Source organism: Clostridium sp. OM02-18AC (genome assembly GCF_003481825.1).
In the GTDB taxonomy this organism is placed as follows: Bacteria; Bacillota; Clostridia; order Lachnospirales; family Lachnospiraceae; genus Brotaphodocola.
On the sequence record NZ_QULW01000001.1, the window covers coordinates 52,627 to 72,087 of the forward strand.

Annotated in this window: 15 protein-coding genes and 1 riboswitch; of the genes, 12 read left to right on the forward strand and 3 right to left on the reverse strand. The window is 50.8% G+C overall.

Features of this window, described 5'->3' with window-relative positions; translation table 11 throughout:
• The first annotated feature begins 1 nt into the window (after position 1).
• The 7 genes from DXB18_RS00225 to xdhC all read left to right on the forward strand — a co-directional run bounded on the left by DXB18_RS00225 (position 2) and on the right by xdhC (position 8,446).
• Complete coding sequence (locus tag DXB18_RS00225) at positions 2-889, forward strand: LysR family transcriptional regulator (RefSeq protein ID WP_118543504.1); 888 nt, start codon at positions 2-4, stop codon at positions 887-889.
• Positions 890-964: 75 nt separating this feature from the next.
• On the forward strand, positions 965-2,260 hold the full coding sequence (locus tag DXB18_RS00230) for a potassium transporter TrkG (RefSeq protein ID WP_118543505.1): 1,296 nt from the start codon (positions 965-967) through the stop codon (positions 2,258-2,260).
• Positions 2,261-2,390: 130 nt separating this feature from the next.
• Positions 2,391-3,071, forward strand: coding sequence for a TrkA family potassium uptake protein (locus tag DXB18_RS00235; RefSeq protein ID WP_118543506.1), 681 nt, complete (start codon positions 2,391-2,393; stop codon positions 3,069-3,071).
• A 109-nt stretch (positions 3,072-3,180) separates the two neighbouring features.
• Positions 3,181-3,277: riboswitch (purine riboswitch) on the forward strand.
• Positions 3,278-3,416: 139 nt separating this feature from the next.
• Positions 3,417-4,700, forward strand: a complete 1,284-nt coding sequence (locus DXB18_RS00240; RefSeq protein WP_118705303.1) for an amidohydrolase family protein — start codon at positions 3,417-3,419, stop codon at positions 4,698-4,700.
• 58 nt (positions 4,701-4,758) lie between these two features.
• Positions 4,759-7,044, forward strand: a complete 2,286-nt coding sequence (gene xdhA, locus DXB18_RS00245) for a xanthine dehydrogenase subunit XdhA (protein ID WP_118705305.1) — start codon at positions 4,759-4,761, stop codon at positions 7,042-7,044.
• A 15-nt stretch (positions 7,045-7,059) separates the two neighbouring features.
• Positions 7,060-7,947: a xanthine dehydrogenase subunit XdhB gene (xdhB, locus tag DXB18_RS00250; RefSeq protein ID WP_118705307.1), complete on the forward strand. Its 888-nt coding sequence runs from the start codon at positions 7,060-7,062 to the stop codon at positions 7,945-7,947.
• Positions 7,940-8,446, forward strand: coding sequence for a xanthine dehydrogenase subunit XdhC (gene xdhC, locus DXB18_RS00255; protein WP_118543510.1), 507 nt, complete (start codon positions 7,940-7,942; stop codon positions 8,444-8,446). The genes xdhB and xdhC overlap by 8 nt, the downstream gene beginning before the upstream one ends.
• Before the next feature lie 83 nt (positions 8,447-8,529).
• Here xdhC and DXB18_RS00260 read toward each other — a convergent pair whose 3' ends face one another.
• Positions 8,530-9,855 (reverse strand): MATE family efflux transporter, encoded by a 1,326-nt coding sequence (locus DXB18_RS00260; protein ID WP_118705309.1) that lies wholly within the window; start codon positions 9,853-9,855, stop codon positions 8,530-8,532.
• 162 nt (positions 9,856-10,017) lie between these two features.
• Complete coding sequence (locus DXB18_RS00265; protein ID WP_118705311.1) at positions 10,018-10,662, reverse strand: cytidylate kinase-like family protein; 645 nt, start codon at positions 10,660-10,662, stop codon at positions 10,018-10,020.
• Between the two features lie 149 nt (positions 10,663-10,811).
• On the opposite strand from DXB18_RS00265, the gene DXB18_RS00270 reads away from it, so the two are divergent.
• The gene (locus DXB18_RS00270) at positions 10,812-11,711 is read left to right on the forward strand and encodes a LysR family transcriptional regulator (protein WP_118543513.1); all 900 of its coding nucleotides are present in this window, start codon (positions 10,812-10,814) and stop codon (positions 11,709-11,711) included.
• A 49-nt stretch (positions 11,712-11,760) separates the two neighbouring features.
• On the opposite strand, the gene DXB18_RS00275 is transcribed toward DXB18_RS00270, so the two are convergent.
• Complete coding sequence (locus DXB18_RS00275; protein WP_118705313.1) at positions 11,761-12,459, reverse strand: Crp/Fnr family transcriptional regulator; 699 nt, start codon at positions 12,457-12,459, stop codon at positions 11,761-11,763.
• 120 nt (positions 12,460-12,579) lie between these two features.
• Here DXB18_RS00275 and DXB18_RS00280 point away from each other — a divergent pair, with 120 nt between their 5' ends.
• From DXB18_RS00280 to DXB18_RS00295, 4 genes are all read left to right on the forward strand, one after another.
• A complete protein-coding gene (locus DXB18_RS00280) occupies positions 12,580-13,722 on the forward strand; it encodes an ABC transporter substrate-binding protein (RefSeq protein ID WP_243103042.1) in 1,143 nt (380 codons plus the stop codon).
• A complete protein-coding gene (locus tag DXB18_RS00285; protein ID WP_118705315.1) occupies positions 13,697-14,518 on the forward strand; it encodes an ABC transporter permease subunit in 822 nt (273 codons plus the stop codon). Before DXB18_RS00280 ends, DXB18_RS00285 begins: the two co-directional genes overlap by 26 nt.
• Before the next feature lie 22 nt (positions 14,519-14,540).
• Positions 14,541-15,227 (forward strand): ATP-binding cassette domain-containing protein, encoded by a 687-nt coding sequence (locus tag DXB18_RS00290; RefSeq protein WP_118705317.1) that lies wholly within the window; start codon positions 14,541-14,543, stop codon positions 15,225-15,227.
• Positions 15,228-15,322: 95 nt separating this feature from the next.
• Complete coding sequence (locus tag DXB18_RS00295) at positions 15,323-19,432, forward strand: acyl-CoA dehydratase activase (protein ID WP_118705319.1); 4,110 nt, start codon at positions 15,323-15,325, stop codon at positions 19,430-19,432.
• Positions 19,433-19,461 lie beyond the last annotated feature (29 nt).

The following is a 19,461-nucleotide window of genomic DNA, read 5'->3' on the forward strand; positions in this document are numbered from 1 at the left end:
TATGGAATTGCGTCAGTTTCAGACCTTTGTGCAGGCGGCGCAGCTGCAGAGCTTTTCCAGGGCTGCGCAGCAGCTTGGCTATTCTCAGTCGGCAGTGACGGTCCAGATCCGCCTGCTGGAGAAGGAGCTGGGGACCAGGCTCTTTGACCGGATGGGAAAGCAGGTGATCCTGACTGCACAGGGAAGAAAATTTCTGGAGCATGCGAACCGGGTGTTGTACGAGGTGAGCCGTACCCGGCTTTCCATGCATGAAGATGAAGAATTAAAGAATCCACTGCATATCGGGACGATCGAGTCCATCTGCACGGCTAAATTTCCGGCAATCGTCAGTCAGTTCCGGAAACTGCATCCGCAGGTGCGATTCCAGATCACCGTTGGGACTCCGGAGGAACTGATCCGCATGATGGAGCAGGATCTTCTGGATATGATCTACATTCTGGACGCACCCAGGTGGAATGAAAACTGGGTGAAGGCCATGGAGCAGGCAGAGCCGGTTGTGTTTGTGGCATCGCCGGGATTTTTAGAGAGTCATGGACTTTTGGGAAGAAAAAATCTGGATGATGTTTTGCAGGAACCGTTTTTCCTGACCGAGAAAAATGCCAACTACCGCCAGGCGCTGGATCAGCACTTAGCGGGCTGCCACCGCGCACTGTCCCCGGTTTTAGAGATCAGTGACACGGCATTTATCATTCAGATGCTGGAACAGGGACACGGACTTTCGTTTCTTCCGCTGTTTGCCGTGCAGCAGCAGATCCGGGACGGAAAGCTGGCCGTGATTGAGGTAGAGCAGGTAGAAATTTCCATGTACCGGCAGATCTTTTATCACAAAAATAAATTTAAAACCCGGGAAATGGAGGCGTTTATTGCGTTTGCATCGGAAGAACTGTGATAAATTTTGCCCACGGTTTCGATAGAGTATGATATAATGCCTAAGAAAACGCGCGAAAGTGAGGTGAGTAAAATCATGAATTTTCTAAAAAAGCAGTCCCCGGTGCGGATCATCTCCATGGGCTTTGCCCTGGTGATCCTGATCGGCTCTATCCTGTTAAGTCTGCCCTGCAGCATTCAGGATGGGGTTACGGTGCGTTACATTGACGCACTTTATATGTCAACGAGTGCGGTTTGTGTGACCGGACTTCTGACCGTGGATGCGGGAGATACATTTACGCCATTGGGACAGTTCTTTCTTGGACTTTTGATCCAGATCGGCGGACTGGGGGTTACCGCTGTGGGAACCGGTGTGATCCTGGCGATGGGAAAGAAAATCAATTTAAAGGCCAGAAACCTGATCCGGGAGGCTTCGAACCTGGATTCCGGAAAAGGTGTGGTCCGGTTTGTGCGGATGGTGCTGTTTACGACAGTGACCTTTGAGCTGATTGGGGCGGCTCTAAGCTTTCTGGTGTTTTCCAGAAGCTATTCCCCGCTTCATGCAGCAGGGATCAGCCTGTTTCATTCGGTGGCGGCGTTTAACAACTCCGGCTTTGACATTCTGGGAAACATGCAGAACCTGATCCCATATCAGGATGACGTATTTTTAAACCTGGTGACCTGTGCGCTGATCATATTTGGCGGAATCGGCTTTTTGGTGATCCGCGAGGTGATCGACAAGCGGTTCCGCTGGAAAAAGTTTTCCATGCATACCAAGGTGGTCTTAAGTATGAGCCTGTTTTTGACTGTAGCAGGAACGGTGCTTTTGAAGCTGACTGAGGACATCACCTGGATGGGCGCGTTCTTCACGAGTGTTTCTGCAAGAACGGCCGGCTTTTCAACGTTTCCGCTGGGCTCATTTTCGAATGCCGGACTGCTGACGGTGATTGTGCTGATGGTGATCGGTGCATCTCCGGGATCCACGGGAGGCGGAATCAAGACAACCACAGCGTTTGTGCTGTTTCAGGGCATAAAATCCTCAGCAACCAACACATCAGAGAAGGCGTTCCGCTATGCGGTTCCGGCCGATGCGTTCCGCAAGGCAGCAGTGATTACGCTGCTGGCACTTGGCATTGTGCTGACCGGAACGTATATCCTGGTAATTCTGGAGCCGGGAGTCCCGTTTATGGATGCGCTGTTTGAGATCAGCAGTGCGTTTGGAACGGCAGGACTTTCTACCGGAATCTCGCCGGGACTTTGTGACGCGGCAAAAATCTTAACGATCCTGATTATGTTTATCGGAAGGCTGGGACCGCTGACAATCGCATCGTTATGGTATTTTACGAAGGGCGAGCGGGTCAGCTATCCGGAAGGAAATATTGCGATCGGATAACCAGAGCGGAATTTGGCGATGTTGGGCAAACGGGTTATTGATTCTGCTGTCCTGATGTTGTGGAATGGAAATATGGAAGGACAGGTGGCACGAAACGGTGCGCCTGTCAGAAGAAAGGGTGCAAGAAGCTATGTTTAAAAAGAAGAGTAATGGGAAAAACACCTATGGCATCATTGGTCTTGGCCGGTTTGGACATGCGCTGGCGCTGGAGCTGGCAGCAGCCGGGGCAGACCTGGTCGTGCTGGACCGCGAAGAAGAAAAGGTGCGGGAGCTGCGGGAGCATACAGAGAATGCGTATGTCGTTCATGCGCTGGACAAAAAGACACTTTCGGAAACCGGGATCCAGAACTGCGATGTGGCAGTAGTGTGTATCGGTGAGCAGCTGGATATTTCCATTCTGACTACGCTGAATCTGGTCAGTCTTGGCGTGCCGACCGTCATTTCCAAGGCAGCCAGTGCGGAGCACGGTGAGATCCTGGAGAAGATTGGAGCTCAGGTGGTGTATCCGGAGCGCGATATGGCAGTGCGTCTGGCGCACCGGCTGGAGGCAGTCCGCATGCTGGACTTCATCCAGTTAAGTGAAAAATTAAACATCTCCAAGATGATCATGCCGGAGCGGATCGTAGGAAAAACCGTTCTGGAGGCGAATCTGCGCGGACGCTTTGGGGTCAACATTATTGCGGTGGAAAGCGAAGGCAGGCTGATCGAGACCATCACGCCGGATTATGCATTCAAGAAGGGCGATATCGCATACATTTCCGGAAGCAAGGATGGACTGAATAAGCTGAGCGACTGGAATGGAAAGGCGTAAATGAGTTGGCGTGAACAGTAATTAAATGGTGGGGCTGATAGCAGATTGACTTTATATACAGGATATGTTAAGGTTGTACTGTAATACATACAAAACAGATCATAACAATTTCATAAACGGGTAACGTGATTGTATATCCTGGAGATGGGTCCAGAGTCTCTACCAACTACCGTAAAGAGTTGACTACATAGTTACATGAACCGGCGAAGCCGGTGCGTCCATGCGGCTGTGTATTGCTTTTGAAGATCGATGAGAGTTCCGCGTGAGCGGAGCTCTTTTTGTGTTTAAAAAACTGCTCCGTGGAGATGTGCACTCGGCGAAGCGGCAAGAGGGAGGAAGAATGCTATGAATGGAAAACGAATATTCGCCCTGAAAGGAAATCTCATTTACACAAAAGAGATCGGCACGATGGAGATTGCCATGCAGCATTATCTGGTCTGCGAAGACGGAAAGGTTGAGGGAATCTACGCAGCTCTCCCGGAAAAATTCCGGGAAATACCAGTAGAGGACTTTGGTGAAAGGCTGATCATCCCCGGTCTTACCGATCTGCATGTCCATGCACCCCAGTACTCCTTTCGGGGAATGAGCATGGATCTGGAACTTTTGGAATGGCTGGAGACGAACACCTTCCCGGAGGAGAGCAAGTACCAGGATCTGGAATATGCAGAGAAATCCTACCGCATTTTTACAGACCATATAAGGCGCAGTGCCACTACAAGAGTCTGCGCATTTGCCACGATCCACAACGAGGCAACCCTGCTTCTGATGGATCAGCTCGAGGAGGCCGGGATTGCAGCTATGGTGGGCAAGGTGAATATGGACCGCAATAGTCCGGATTACCTGCGTGAAGCATCTGCAAAGGAAGCGGCTGAGGCGACAAAGGCGTGGCTTCGGGCGGTGGCAGAGCGGCATTACCGCCATGTGCAGCCGATTCTGACTCCCCGTTTTATTCCAAGCTGCAGTGATGAACTGATGGAACTTTTACATGGCATCCAGAAAGAGAGCGGACTTCCGGTGCAGTCTCATTTGTCTGAGAACCAGGAAGAAATTGCCTGGGTACAGAGACTTTGCCCATGGTCAAAGTTTTATGGGGATGCCTACGAACATTTTGGCATGTTTGGCGGAGCGTGCCGCACGATCATGGCGCATTGTGTTTACTCTGGTGAAGAAGAAATTCAGCGGATGAAGGCAAATGGTGTGTTTATTGCACATTGTCCGGAGTCGAATACCAACCTTTCTTCCGGGATCGCGCCGGTACGCCGCTATCTGGAGGAGCAGATTCCGGTGGGACTTGGCAGCGATGTGGCGGGAGGCAGTACGGAAAATATGTTTGTGGCCATGCGCCATGCGATTCAGGAGAGTAAGCTGCGCTGGCGCCTGACCGACCAGACGTTAAAGCCACTGACGCTGGAGGAAGTATTTTATCTGGCGACGAAGGGAGGCGGTTCCTTCTTTGGTCAGGTGGGAAGCTTTGAACCGGGGTATGAATTGGATGCGGTAGTGCTGGACGATGCAAGACTTGAACATCCGCAGCCGCTCAGTATCCGGCAGCGTCTGGAACGGATCGTTTATCTGGGGGATGAACGGGAGGTTTTATCCAAATACGCTGCCGGTCAGCGGATTTTGTAAAAAACGCAATCAATACCTGTAAGGGAATTGGATGTATCAGTATTGGAGGAGAGAAGAAATGTATGTTGGTAAGAAGGTAACTCGTGTCGATGCCCGCGACAAGGCAATGGGCAGAACCCGTTATACCGATGATCTGTGCGATAAGAGCGCATACGTCATCCGGATCTTACATTCCACGATCGCGAATGGACGGGTTGTTTCGATCGATACTTCTGAAGCAAAAAAGATTCCGGGAGTAGTAAGGATCTTTACCTGTTTCGATGGAAAGGAAAAGCATTATTTTCCAACAGCGGGGCATCCGTGGTCTACCGACCCGTCCCATCAGGACGTGGCAGACCGGCTGGTTATGACCGAGCGTGTCCGTTTCTACGGGGATGATATTGGCGTTGTGGTGGCAGAGGATGAAGTGGCAGCAGCCCAGGCGCTGCGTGCCATCCGGGTAACATATGAGGAGTATCCGTTTGTTCTGGATGTGCAGGATGCCATGAAAGAGGGGGCTCCGCAGATTCACGAAAATTTCCCGGGCAATGTCTTAAAGCACACATCCATCCGCAAGGGAAACTACGAGGAGGCGATCAAAGAGCCGGGGCTGATCAAGGTGGAGGGCTGGTACAGTACTCCGACCGTGCAGCACTGCCATATTGAGAACTTTATCTGTACAGCCGAGATGGAAGGTGACCGTATTAAGATGGTCAGCTCTACCCAAATCCCGCATATTGTACGCCGTGTGGTAGGGCAGGCACTCGGAATCGACTGGGGGCGTATCCAGATCATCAAACCGTACATCGGCGGAGGCTTCGGAAACAAGCAGGATGTTCTGTATGAACCGCTTTGTGCCTGGGTCTGCATGCAGATCGGCGGTCATCTGGTAAAGCTGGATGTCCCACGGGAAGAAACCTTTGTTTCCAACCGTGTGCGCCATGCCATCCGCAGCCACATCGTGTCCTGGGTACGCCCGGACGGCACATTTGAGGCGAGAAAGCTGGAGGCATTTTCCGACCAGGGTGCCTATGCGTCCCACGGACACAGCATCTGCGCAAAGGGTGTGGGGGCATTCCCGCAGCTTTATCCGTGCGACAATATTGAAGCAGACGGCTACACGGTATTTACCAACAAACCGGCGGCCGGAGCCATGCGTGGATACGGCATTCCACAGGCGATGTGGGCAGTTGAGTGCCATACCGATGAGGTGGCAAAAAAAGTTGGCATGAATCCGGTCGCGTTCCGCAGAAAGAACCTGATGCCGGTTGGATTCAAAGATGAATTTTCCAAAAATGAGCTGTATACCGATACCTTTAACCAGTGCATGGATAAGGGCATGAAGGAAATGGATTACGAGCGCAAATACAAAGAATACCAGAACCAGACCGGCGATATCCGCCGTGGGATCGGAATGTCGGTATTCTGGTATAACACGGCAGTATGGCCGATCTCCTTAGAGACCTCTTCCTGCCGTATGGTATTGAACCAGGATGGTTCCTTACAGGTTCAGGTGGGAGAGACTGAGATCGGTCAGGGCGCGGATACCGCCTATACCCAGATGGCAGCCGATGTGGTTGGCGTCCGTCTGGACCAGGTGCATGTAGTTTCCTGTCAGGATACCGATGTGACCCCGTTTGGCACCGGCGCTTACGCGTCCCGTCAGACTTACACAGCCGGGTTCTCCATCCGTCAGACCGGGCTTTTGCTGAAAGAACGGATTCTGAACTATGCCCAGGAACTGACCCGCATGCCTCCGTATAATTTAGACATCGTGGAGGGCAATATCATCCGTGTGACGGATGGACGTGTGCTGATGAGCGTAGGGGAGCTGGCAACCGAGGCACTCTACAGCGTGACACATAGCCAGCATATCACAGCAGAGAGTACCGCGCAGATCAAGTCCAATGCCTATTCCTTTGGCTGCTGCTTTGCAGAGGTTGAGGTGGACATCCCGATGTGCAAGGTAAAACTGCTTGACATTGTAAACGTCCATGATGTGGGAACGCTGATCAACCCGGCTCTTGCAGAGGCACAGGTGCATGGCGGCATGAGCATGGGCATTGGCTTTGGTATGTCGGAAAAACTGATATTTGACCCGAAGACCGGCCGGGCGTTAAACAACAACCTGTTAGACTATAAGCTGTCTACGTTTATGGATCATCCAAGACTTCGTGCTTATTTTGTGGAGAATCCGGAGCCGACCAGTGCATTCGGAACCAAGTCTTTGGGTGAGCCGCCGACCTGCCCGGTTGCTCCGGCCATCCGCAATGCGGTATATCAGGCAACCGGAGTGGCCGTCAATGACGCACCGGTTAACCCACATATTTTATTCAAACGTTTTAAAGAAGAAGGATTGTTTTAACGGGGAGGTTACAGTATGTATGATTTAAAGGCGCTTTACGAAGCGGAGAGTGTAGAGCACGCAGTAGCGCTCCTGATGGAACATCCGGAAGCGCAGATCATTGCCGGAGGCAGTGATGTGCTGGTGCAGATGCGTGAAGGAAAACGCGCAGGAAAGGAACTGGTCAGCATTTACAGAATCGATGCCATGCGTGGCGTATCCTTTGAGGAGGATGGTGCCATCCGCATTGGTTCCCTTACCAGCTTTTCCCATATTACGAAGGATCCAATCATTCAGAAATATATCAATGTACTCGGCGAGGCCGTAGACATGGTGGGCGGACCGCAGATCCGCAACATCGGTACCATCGGAGGAAATACCTGCAACGGCGTGACCTCGGCAGATTCTGCCTCAACGCTTCATGCATGGGATGCCATTGTGGAGATCACCGGACCGGATGGGGTACGCCGGATCCCAATCCACGATTTTTACATCAGAGCTGGAGTGGTAGATTTAAGACCGGGCGAGCTGCAGACCGCGATCATCATTCCGAAGGAAGCCTATGAGGGATATTTCGGACATTACATCAAATATGCCATGCGCAATGCCATGGATATCGCAACCACAGGATGTTCGGTCAATGTAAAGCTTTCTGAAGATAAGAAAACGATTCTGGATGCCCGGATCGCCTATGGCGTGGCGGGACCTGTGCCGATGCGTGCACCTTCTGCAGAGGCACTGATCCGCGTAAAACAGATCAGCAAAGCGGTCATCAAGGAATTTGCCCAGGCGGTTCTTCTGGACATCAATCCGCGCGACAGCTGGCGTGCAGCAAAGGATTTTCGTGAACACATTGCAGCGGTACTTGCACAGCGTGCTCTGTGCGAGTCTATCCGTCTGGCTGGAGGTGAGGGAAATGAGTAAACAGTATAAGCTTCTTTCCTGCACGATCAATGGAAAGAAAGTAGAGCAGATGATCGATGTCCGTGCATCCTTAACCGATGTGCTCAGAAATGATTTTCGTCTGACCAGCGTCAAAAAAGGCTGTGAGGTGGGCGAGTGCGGAGCCTGCAATGTCCTGATCGATGGAGAGTGTTTTAATTCCTGCATTTACCTGGCTGTGTGGGCAGAGGGAAAAGAAATCCTGACGTTAGAAGGTCTGGCAGGCCCGAATGGGGAACTGTCTGACATCCAGCAGGCTTTTATCGATGAATCAGCGATCCAGTGTGGTTTTTGTACGCCGGGATTTATTATGAGTGCAACGGAGATTTTGCAGTCTGGAAAAGAGTATTCCGATGATGAAATCCGAAAGCTTATGTCCGGACACCTTTGCCGGTGCACGGGATATGAGAATATCTTCCGGGCCGTGAAGAAGACGATGCTGCGAAGATTAGGAAAGAATGCGGAAGCAGATGCAGTGTAGCGAACGAGGGGCGAAAGTTCCCGCAGCTGCCAGGCATGGCGGCTGTGGGAACTTTCGCCCCTTTGATTTACTGTGTTAAATTGTTACTTCCGATTCCACGGTCCGCGTTTATAGAACCATACGGACATGCACATGGCAACGATCCATCCGATTGGCCATGCACACCAGATTCCGATAGATCCAAAGACTTTTGCAAGTCCAATGGCAAGTGCCACACGCAGGATCAGGTCGGTGAAGGTAGCAATCATGAAGTTTCTCATGAGTCCGGCACCTCTTAAGATTCCATCGGCTACCAGCTTTGCGGAGACTACAAAGTAGAACGGAGAGAGGATCCGCAAGAACTGGATTCCGGTGTCGATGGCCGGGCCGGTGGAGTTATCCATGAAGAGGAATACCAGGTAACGTCCGGCGAAGAAGTAAGCGAGGAACAGCGGCAGACAGAGAATCCATACCAGCTTTAAACCGGCGCGGAAGCCTTCTTTGACACGCTCCATTTTCTGTGCACCGATGTTCTGTGCGGTGTAGTTTGAGATACCGTTTCCAAGTGTCGTAAAGGATGTGATGACCAGATTGTTTAACTTTACCGATGCGGAGTAACCGGCAATGACGCTGGCACCAAAGCTGTTGATGACACTCTGGATGATGATGTTTCCGACTGAAATGAAGCTCTGCTGCAGGATACTCGGAATGGCGATGACAGAGATCTTGCCGAGCAGCCGCCAGGAGAAGATGGCGGCACGGCGTTCGGTCTTGACACCAGCCAGTCTGCGTAAAACAACCAGGATTGCGAGGATGCAGCTGACACCCTGGCACAGGAAGGTTGCCCATGCAACACCGGCTACGCCCATCTTGAAAGCAGTGACAAACAGGATGTCCACTGCGATGTTGGAGGTTGAGGATGCTGCCAGGAAAATGAACGGAGTTTTGGAGTCGCCCAGTGCGGAGAAGATTCCGGTTGCAATATTATAAAAAAACAAAAACGGCAGTCCTAAAATATAGATATTTAAGTAGAGCATGGAGTCATCGAGGATTTCTGCCGGGGTGTTGATCCGCTCCAGGAGTGAGCGGCAGAGTGCCAGTCCGCCTGCCATCAGTACCGCGCAGAGTACTGCACCTGCGATCAGTGTGGTGTAAACGGCGGTCTTCATTTCACTGTATTGTTTGGCACCGAAGAGCTGGGATACGATGACGGAGCATCCAATGTTGCATCCGAATGCGAATGCAATGAAGATCAATGTGATCTCGTAGCTGTTTCCGACGGCAGCCAGTGCGTTTTCGCCGACGAATTTTCCGGCGACCAGGCTGTCGGCAATGTTATAAAGCTGCTGGAAGATGATGCTTCCAAACAGGGGCAGACAGAACTGCCACAATACTTTCTGGGGTTCTCCCACGGTCAAATCCTTATTCATGGGGTTTGTACCTTCCTTCCCTTTTTATGCTGATGTTTGTTTCAATCAAAAACATGGTAATTCGTTTTTGGTCTGGATTTCGCATGATGCCTTGGCTCGTGCAACAAAGCTGTTTTGTGCAGAGCAAGTCATGCTTCTGTGTAGTGGCTGTGCAGATTCAAACTATGCTTCGGTGTGCTGGTCACGCAGCTTTAAGCACTGCAGGATCAGCTCTACGCATCCGTCGATACCGAACTGGCTGCTGCTTAACATCATGTCATAGCTTTCGGATTCCCCCCAGTGGGTGTCGGCATAAAAGTCAAAGTAGCGTTTTCGCATCCGATCAACCTTCTGGAGCCGTTTTTTTGCGGTCATTTCATCCATCTGGTTTCGTTTCATGACACGTTTGAGCTTGTCATCTTCTTTGGCGTAGATGAAAACGGACAGCATGTCGTTTCGGTCATCCAGAATGGAAGAGGCGCAGCGTCCTACGAAAACACCTCCGCCGTTTTGGGCAATATCCTGGATCGCATGACGCTCTGCGTCAAATGCCATCTGGCTTTCCGGGTAGAATGCATGAGCCATGCTGACGGTATCTGCAAACGGATTTCCGGTGAGCAGACTGCCAATCGAGAAAGGCTGCTCCTCATTCTGGCTTAAAAAGTGTTCGGTGTATCCACTTTCCTCTGCGGCTTTCCGGATGAGCAGTTTATCGTAACAGGGAACGCCTAGCTTTTCTGCAAGCTTTTCTGCGATCTCACGTCCGCCGCTGCCGTATTCACGACCGATGCAGATCAGAGGCTGTTTTAAATTCATGGAGTCTGCCATAATAATTCCTTCTTTCGTTCTAATGATTTTCTAACCGTGCTTTATTATAACCGTGATCAAATCAGATAGATAATATATAGTTCATATATTTACTATATAAAAAATATATAGTAAGATAAAAATAGAAAAGAAGAAGAGAGGCAACATGCATGGCAGCGAATTTCGAACATTATAAGATTTTTTATTACGTGGCCCGTTACGGAAGCTTTACCAAAGCCGCGGAGCTTCTGTACAGCAACCAGCCAAACATCACGCGGATTATTCGGATTCTGGAAACGGAGCTTGACTGCAGTCTGATGCGGCGCTCAAACCGGGGAATTACTTTGACAGAAGAAGGCGAACGGCTTTACCGCAGAGTGGCGGTGGCCTTCGAACAGATTGAACTGGGGGAAGAAGAGGTGCGCCAGAGTGCGGCCCTGCAGGACGGCAGCATTGTGATCGGCGCCAGCGAGACGGCACTGCACTTATATCTGATGGAGATTTTGCGGGCATTTCACGAAACCTATCCGGGAGTCCGGCTGAAAATTTACAATTATTCCACGCCAGGCGCAGCGAAAGCCTTAAAAGAGGGAATCATTGATCTGGCGGTGGTTACTGCAGCGGATCAGAAAGAATTGGAGGGAGTGGCAGACCATGTGGTTTTGGTAAAATCCTTTTATGATGTACTGATCGCGGGAAGACGGCTGGAAAGCCTTTCCCAGAAGACAAACGAGTTAAAAAGTCTGGAACCATATTCTCTGATCTCGCTGGAGCGCCATACGAGCAGCTACGATTTTTACAGCCATTTTTATCTGCAGCATGGCCTGACCATGCAGCCGGATATTGAAGTGGCAACCGCAGATTTGATCCTCCCAATGGTGGAAAAAAATCTTGGAATCGGATTTCTTCCGTATGAACTGGCAGCGCAGGCATTGGAAGAGGGGCGGGTAGTTGAAATCCCGCTAAAAGAGAGTATCCCGGAACGCCTGATCTGCATGCTCTACGACACAAACCGTGAGAGCGGGACCGCCGCCAAACGGTTCCGGGATATGGTGATGAAAGGACGATAGCAGAGGCAAAACGAGACAGACCCATACGATCCAGTTCCGGCAGTAAAATTTATTCTGTCTGTATAACCGGGTGCTGGGCAGGAAGACATCCGGTCAGCATAATTTTTGTTTTCCCGAGCTGGATCAGACCTTCCCGGTCCATTCGCCCAAGCTCTCTGGAAACAGCGCTCCGGTCACAAAACAGGTAGTTTGCCAGCTTATCACGCCCGAACGGCAGTGTGATGGTGGCAGAATGCTGCTGTCTGGATAAGATGGAGAAATAGAGCAGCAGCTTTTTCCGCAGGGATCCCTGGGTCAGGATGCGGATCTTCATCATCAGTTCCATATTGTTTTTGGCGATCAGCTGCATCAGGTTTTCCATGACTTTAAAACGGTAGGTGCAGTTGCAGTTTTGCAGGGAAGTAAATTCCGGCACATACAAGAATAAAATTTCTGCCTTCTCTGAGGTGAAAATTTCAAAGATATTGGCGGAGGCATGGGCAACGGTCAGGGCATGACCGAACAGCTCACCGACGCAGGCCTGGGTGATCAGGGTATGGTTGCCGTCCGGGTCAGTCAGAAAAATTTCCGCATATCCGTTTAAGACCAGCCCAAGACAGGGAATTGGTTCATCAGAAGAAAACAGCAGGGTCCTGCTGGTAAATACTTTCTTTTTTGCTTTTAAACACTGGAGTACCGGCTCCATTTTTTCTTCCGGGATTCCCATAAATAATGGATTTTTCATCAGTAGTTGATAATAATTTCTCATGAAAGCCTCCTTGTTGCCGCGGCAACTGAAATGACGTTTGATCTTTGCTATTTTAGTTAGCGTTCACTAACTAATGTTAGCAATTACTAACCACTATAACAAAGGGGAGGAAAAAATACAATGAAAAAATCAAAGTTACTAATCGGACTTGCGGCCGTGGCGATGCTGGCGCTGACTGCATGTCAGGGATCAGGCGGAAGCACTGCAGAGACAGAAGCAGAAACGAACGCAGCGGCAGAAAGCTCAGAAAATGGCGGCGCTGAGAATGGCAGTTCCGAAAATAGTGGTGCTGACAGCCTTGGAGCATCTGAAAAGAAAGCGGATGAAAACGGGGAAAAGACAGCTGCTGAATCCGGAGAAGATGCTGGAAACGGAGAAGACGTGGTGTTAAAACTGGCAGTACCGAAAGCACCGCCGACACTTCCGCTTCTTCATATGGCAGATGCCGGACTGCTGGGCGATAACGTAAAGATGGAACTGGATATCTGGGATGCGCCGGAGCAGCTGATCGCCATGGTGCAGGACGGAGAACATGATATGTTTGCATTTCCGCTTACGGTAGCGGCAAAGCTTTATAACAAAGGACTTCCGGTGCGCCTGACCAATGTCAATACCTGGGGTGTAACCTACTTTATCACGACGGATCCAAATCTGACGGAATGGTCCCAGTTAAAGGGCAAGACCGTGTATGTTCCGCTCCAGTCTTCCCCGCCAGATGCCTTAACCCAGTTCTTTTTAAATGAAGCTGGTTTAAAGGCTGGTGAGGATGTCGAGATTGTTTATTCCACTACCGCAGAGATTTCCCAGATGATGGCAGCGGGTAAGATCGAGTATGCAACTCTCATCGAACCGCAGGTAACGGCAGCAAAGATGAACAATGATCAGGTTCGCGTGGCTTTTTCGTTTGAGGATGAGTGGAAGAAAGTAAAAGGAGAAAATTCCATCGTGCCAAATGCAGGACTTGGAACGACAGAAACATTTATTTCTGAAAAACCGGAGCTGGTGACAGAGTTTGAAGCTGCTTATGAGGAATCTTTAAACTGGGTTTTGGAACACCCGGCAGATGCTGCAGCACTGGCAGAGGAAAAGCTTGGACTTAAGGCTGCGCTGGTAGAAAAAGCAATCCCGAACATGGGTCTGATTTATAAAAATGCGGCAGACGCGAAGACTGACCTGGATGGTTTCTATCAGCTTCTGAACGATTTTGATCCGTCCATGATCGGAGGCAAAGTACCGGATGAAGGAATGTATTACAGCAAATAAGTACCAGATGAAGACCTGCATGACATCAAACAAGGAGCGGATGAAGACTTGCATGACAGCAAACAGGTACCGGATCGCGGCAGCGGCTCTGGTGCTTGGACTCTGGTGGGGAATGAGCAATCTTTATTCCCCCCTGGTCGTGCCGCCGATTCCTGCGGTGGCTGCAAAGGTGGCTGAAATTTTAAGCTCTGCAAAACTCTGGTGTGAGATTGGGAAAACGATGGTGCGCCTTGTCTGCGGTCTGGGAATCGGGATTGGGATTGGCTGTCTGGCAGGTTTGTTTGGCGGTGTGCTCAGACCGGTCCGCCAGCTCATTCAGCCGGTACTCGGCATTATCCAGGTCGTGCCGCCGATTTCCTGGCTGATCTTGGCGATTATCTGGTTTGGATTCAACGGACGGGCAAGCATTTTCATAGTAGTGATGGCGGTGGTTCCGACCATGTTTATCTGCATTTGTGACGGCATTTCGGCGATTGACCGGAAGTTGTTGGAGATGGGAAGCGTGTTTGGATTTTCTGTCTGGAAAAAACTTCGCTATATCCTGATCCCGTCGGTAACCCCGTATTTTGCATCCGGCCTGAAAATTGCAGTTGGTATGGCATGCAAAACGGTCGTGATGGGAGAAGTGCTGACTACGACGTCGGGGATTGGCGGACAGATCATGACAGCGCGGCTGAATATTGAGCCAGAGACAGTCATTGCCTGGACTGTGATCATGGTGGGGATTTACTATGCAGTGGTTCTTGCCGGAAAGCTGCTTCTTTGTAAAAAACATGCGATACAGCGAAAGGAATAACATAGGAAAGGAACGGGGCAGTATGCTGGATGTGATAGATCTTGGAAAAAAATTCGGTGGCCTGCCGGTTCTGGAGCATTTAAATCTCCGTGTGGAACCAAAAGAAATCACGGCCATTGTGGGTCCTTCCGGCTGTGGAAAATCAACGCTTCTGAACCTGATCGCGGGAATTACCGGTGATTATGAGGGGCAGATCAGAAACCGGGCGAAGAAAACGGGGTATGTGTTTCAGGAAGACCGGATTCTTCCGTGGCTGACGGTATATGACAATATCCGGGTGGTGCGGGACGATACCGATGAGGCGCGGATTACCCAGCTTATCGATCAGGTGCATCTGACCGGATTTGAGGATTATTATCCGGAGCAGCTGAGTGGCGGCATGCGGCAGCGGTGCGGGATCGCAAGGGCATTCTACTATGGAAGCGAGCTCCTTTTGATGGATGAGCCGTTTAAGTCACTGGATTACACTCTTCGCCAGGAAATGCTCACGCACCTGAAGAGACTTTGGGAGCAGGAGCAGAACTCCGTGCTGTTTGTTACGCATGATATGGATGAGGCGCTGCAGATTGCAGACCGGATCCTGATATTTGGTCCGAGACCGTCGTTTGTGGTGAAAGAAATCCGGCTTCCACGTCAGGAAGGACTTCGTGATCTCAGTATAAAAAAACTGGTCGAGGCGAAAGCAGAAATGATCCGGCTGATCGGTTAGGAAGTTTCTGAACAGAAAATTTTGTATGGTGCAGCTGCGGCTGAGAAGTTTGCCAATTTGTAATAGGAAGCATTGGAAAAGGAGAGAGGAAAGAAATGAGAGGACTGGGAATTGATGCGGGAGCGGGAAGTATTTCCCTGGCGGTAGTGGAAGACGGAAATCTGATCTACAGCCGTTACGCGCTACATAAGGGAGAAGCCAAGGCTGTGCTTGGCAGAATGCTGGAAGACATGAAGCAGGAATTGAACCGTACCAATCCGGGAACCATCGACTATGCCGCAGGAAACAGTGCTGCGGCTTTTCTTTTCCCTAAAGTGGGACAGGTGGAGATGGCAGACCGGGTGATGGCGCTTCTGGCAGGGCAGAAACTGCTTTATCCAAAGGCACAGAGCATTCTGGAAATCGGTGCACAGACTTCCTGCTTTCTGACCGGACTTGGACGTGGTCAGGTGCTGGAGTATGCGGTAAACGGAGAATGCGCAGCAGGAACAGGGGCATTTTTTGAAGATCAGATGTATCGTCTGGGATTACCTTTGGAATCTTATTCTGAATATACAGACCGTGCCGTCAGTGTTCCGCGGCTTGCAGGACGCTGCAGTGTGTTTGCAAAGACCGATTTGATCCACCGGCAGCAGGAGGGAGTAGCCGCAGAGGATATCCTTCTGGGACTGGCTTATGCGGTGGTAAGGAATTTCAAAACTTCCGTAGTGCGCAAACTTCCGGTGCGCAAACCGGTACTTTTGTCCGGCGGTGTGGTAAAAAACCGCGGCGTGATCCGGGCAGTGAAAGAGATTTTTGGGCTGGAAGAAGGAGAACTGCTCTGTGACGACGGTGGAACTGTTGTTTCCGCGGCTGGTCTGGCGGCGATTGCCATGGAGCGGAAGGTGCGTGTGGACTGGGAACGGCTATGTGAGGACGCAGGTAAGGATATGGTGTCTTCCTGTGAGGGCACCTGTGATGGTATGGCGACTTTCTGCGACTGCAGCAGGGAAATAAAACGAAAGTCTGAGGGGAAGAGGCTTCCTGCGTTTCCTTACGAGAAGGCGAAGCTTCACAAGACCCGGGCACCAAAGCCGGGAGAAGCAATGTGGCTTGGGGTGGATGTGGGTTCTACCAGCACCAACCTGGTGCTGATCGGAGAAAATCAGGAAGTGCTGGATTACTGCTATATCCGTACTTCAGGCAACCCGGCCCGGGCTGTCGAGGAAGGCCTGGAAGTATTAAAACCAACCATAGATATGGCAGGAACCGCCATTGTCCAGACCGCAGTGACGGGATCTGGCCGTTATCTGATCGCAAAGAAGCTGGGAACGGACCAGATTCTGGATGAAATCACGGCGCAGGCCAGGGCGGCATCGTTCTTAAACCCGGATGCGGATACGGTCTTTGAGATCGGCGGTCAGGATTCGAAATACATTTCCGTGAAGCACGGTCAGGTCGTGGATTTTGAGATGAACAAGGTCTGCGCGGCTGGAACCGGTTCGTTTATTGAGGAGCAGGCAGGGCGGCTGGGAATTCCGCTTCCTGAAATCGGACCGATGGCGCTGGGGGCAAAACATCCGGTGGAGCTTGGCGAACGCTGCACGGTGCTGATGGAGTCAAAAATCGTATCAGAGCTTGCGGCAGGCGCGGGGAAGGAAGATCTCTGCGCTGGGCTCTGCCGTTCCATTGTGCGCAATTATTTAAACCGTGTGGTAGTCAATAAGAAAGTGGGACAGGTGGTCTGTCTGCAGGGCGGCATTATTCATAATGAGGGCATTGTTTCTGCTTTTTATGAAATGTTGGGCGACCGGCTTCGCATCACACCTTATTATGACGTGACCGGTGCTTACGGAGCGGCGCTGGAAGCCAGGGATGCTTCGGAAAAATGCACCTGCGACCAGGAAAGAAATGAGGAAATCTATAAGAAAAACCGCGCATGGTTTTATGCCGGATATGATGGAACGCTTTTGCCGGACCGGAAAACGATCGGTATCCCGCAGTCCTTAATGATGTATAAATTTTTCCCGATGGCGTACCAGTATTTTACCCAGCTCGGCTTTAACGTTCTGTTATCGGAAGAAAGCTGCGAGGAGATCATCCGCATCAGCCAGGATGTGACGCAGGAGGAAACCTGTTACCCGGTGAAACTGCTTCACGGGCATATGGAATGGCTGGCGCGAAAAGGAGTAGACTATATGTTCCTTCCCTGCATCCGTACCATCCGGCATGAAACATCCGGGGTAGAGCACAATTATGGTTGTGTTTACATGCAGACCGCGCCGAAAATCGTGGCGAAAACATTGAAGCTAAAGGAACGCGGCATTCAGATTCTCGCACCGGTTCTTGACATGGATATGGGACAGCCGCAGCTGGCAAAGGCGATGATCCAGACTGGAATTGGGCTTGGAAAAGAGAAGGAAGCCTGTCAGATGGCAATGAAAAAAGGCGCTGCCGCCATGCAGTTGTGTGACCGGAAGTCGGAAGAACTTGGAAAAGAGATTTTGGCATCTTTAAAGCCGGATGAGAAGGTTCTGGTGCTCATCACCCGGAACTACGGAATCTCAGATCCGGTACTGAATATGGGAATTCCAGGTGAACTTCTAAAACGGGGCTGCAAGGTATTAAACCTTGCACATCTTCAGGGACACAGCATGTATCTCGCAGAGGAATACCCGAATTTATACTGGCCATTCAGCCAGCATATCTTAACCGGAGCCAAGATCATAAAAAATCATCCGAATCTGTATGCGGTGTATCTGACCAATCATGGATGCGGACCGGACACGATGATTTCTCATCTGTTCCGTGAGATCATGGGAGAGAAGCCATATCTGTCTGTGGAGGTAGATGAACACCAGTCGGCAGTTGGTGTGGTGACACGGATTGAGGCATTTTTGAACAGTCTGAAGCATGTGGAGAACCGGGAAAGCAGCAAGAGGGAGGACAATGCCTGGGGAAAATGCAACCCGGAAAGCGGCAGACAGGAACGCAGAGGACAGGAACGCAGCGAACTGGGAAGCAACAGGCGGGAAAGCTGTGCGGCTGGGTACGACGGCATCCCTCTGCTTCATAAATTGCAAAAGAATGCGGTCTTGCATCTGCCGCCGCTTTCTGTCTACACAGAACTTTATGCAAGGTGGCTGCGGAATCGGGGATATATGGTTCATGTCAGCCCGGATTATACGCGAAAAGACATGGAGACCGGAAAAGCAGAAAGTATCTCAAAAGAATATGCAACCTTTTCTGCTATGGCAGGACAGATCCTGCGCCAGGAGAAGAGGTGGAATGAAATTGCAGGCGGAGTTTTGCAGGCAGAATCATTGCAGGAAGAAGAAAAAGCGCAGAAAGAGGGGCGTGAGGGCTGTCTGGTGAAGGTTCTCCAGCCTGAGCAGCGCTGCTATCTGGTACCGCAGACCGAGGGTGCCGAGGCAGAGGGCATGTTTTCTATGGTGATCCGGACACTTTTGAAGCAATCCGGCGCAGATCCGGCACAGGTCAGTCTGTATACTCCATTTACAGAGCACTTATTTCAGATGGAAGACTGGCAGCAGATCTGGCAGCTTATCATGCTGGGAGATGCACTTCTTTGTATGGAAGAAAACGAGCAGAAACCTGCAATCGAAAACATCACGTTTCCTCTGACATGGGAAAAGACAAAGTCTCTGCTTAAAGCATGGCATGAAACATGGAATGGAAACATTCTGAAAAAACAGAAGCGGGTATTCCTTTTTGGATCCGCCATGGTCTTAAACAGCAATGATCTCAACCGGAATATGGCAGATGCCGTGAGAAAACATGGATTTTTGCCGGTTCCGATGATGCTTTCCGAATATCTCTGGTTCTGGGTCCGGGAGAGTCAAAAAGAAATTCCGCAGGAAGCAACGAAACAGCTTACCTGGTTCCGGGAAACGTACCGGGATATCTGGGGAGAAAAGGAAACTCTGGAAGAAGCGTTTGCCGGACTGCAGAAAGCGTATCCGGAGGTGGTTGGCGGAAACATCCGTTACCTGTGCAGTCTGGCTGCGAATGTGATACCCGGCGGGGTAGGAAATATGCTGCTGCTTCCGACCTATGCCAACGTCGGATCCGTGATCGAGATGATGAAACACGATTCCCCGGTGCCATTCCTGCATTTCCAGGCGGAAGGAAATGGGGAAGCAGACGAGGTGGAGCGGCGGGAAATCTGGCTGAACCTGCTTGAGAAAGGATGCTGCAAAGAATAAAAAGACATAGAAACAAATTATGTGGGATT

Bases quoted from the DNA above. Each gene is read 5' to 3' on its own strand.
- DXB18_RS00225 (WP_118543504.1), top strand. From the start codon at position 2: ATGGAATTGCGTCAGTTTCAGACCTTTGTGCAGGCGGCGCAGCTGCAG.
- DXB18_RS00230 (WP_118543505.1), top strand. From the start codon at position 965: ATGAATTTTCTAAAAAAGCAGTCCCCGGTGCGGATCATCTCCATGGGC.
- DXB18_RS00235 (WP_118543506.1), top strand. From the start codon at position 2,391: ATGTTTAAAAAGAAGAGTAATGGGAAAAACACCTATGGCATCATTGGT.
- DXB18_RS00240 (WP_118705303.1), top strand. From the start codon at position 3,417: ATGAATGGAAAACGAATATTCGCCCTGAAAGGAAATCTCATTTACACA.
- xdhA (WP_118705305.1), top strand. From the start codon at position 4,759: ATGTATGTTGGTAAGAAGGTAACTCGTGTCGATGCCCGCGACAAGGCA.
- xdhB (WP_118705307.1), top strand. From the start codon at position 7,060: ATGTATGATTTAAAGGCGCTTTACGAAGCGGAGAGTGTAGAGCACGCA.
- xdhC (WP_118543510.1), top strand. From the start codon at position 7,940: ATGAGTAAACAGTATAAGCTTCTTTCCTGCACGATCAATGGAAAGAAA.
- DXB18_RS00260 (WP_118705309.1), bottom strand. From the start codon at position 9,855: ATGAATAAGGATTTGACCGTGGGAGAACCCCAGAAAGTATTGTGGCAG.
- DXB18_RS00265 (WP_118705311.1), bottom strand. From the start codon at position 10,662: ATGGCAGACTCCATGAATTTAAAACAGCCTCTGATCTGCATCGGTCGT.
- DXB18_RS00270 (WP_118543513.1), top strand. From the start codon at position 10,812: ATGGCAGCGAATTTCGAACATTATAAGATTTTTTATTACGTGGCCCGT.
- DXB18_RS00275 (WP_118705313.1), bottom strand. From the start codon at position 12,459: ATGAGAAATTATTATCAACTACTGATGAAAAATCCATTATTTATGGGA.
- DXB18_RS00280 (WP_243103042.1), top strand. From the start codon at position 12,580: ATGAAAAAATCAAAGTTACTAATCGGACTTGCGGCCGTGGCGATGCTG.
- DXB18_RS00285 (WP_118705315.1), top strand. From the start codon at position 13,697: ATGAAGGAATGTATTACAGCAAATAAGTACCAGATGAAGACCTGCATG.
- DXB18_RS00290 (WP_118705317.1), top strand. From the start codon at position 14,541: ATGCTGGATGTGATAGATCTTGGAAAAAAATTCGGTGGCCTGCCGGTT.
- DXB18_RS00295 (WP_118705319.1), top strand. From the start codon at position 15,323: ATGAGAGGACTGGGAATTGATGCGGGAGCGGGAAGTATTTCCCTGGCG.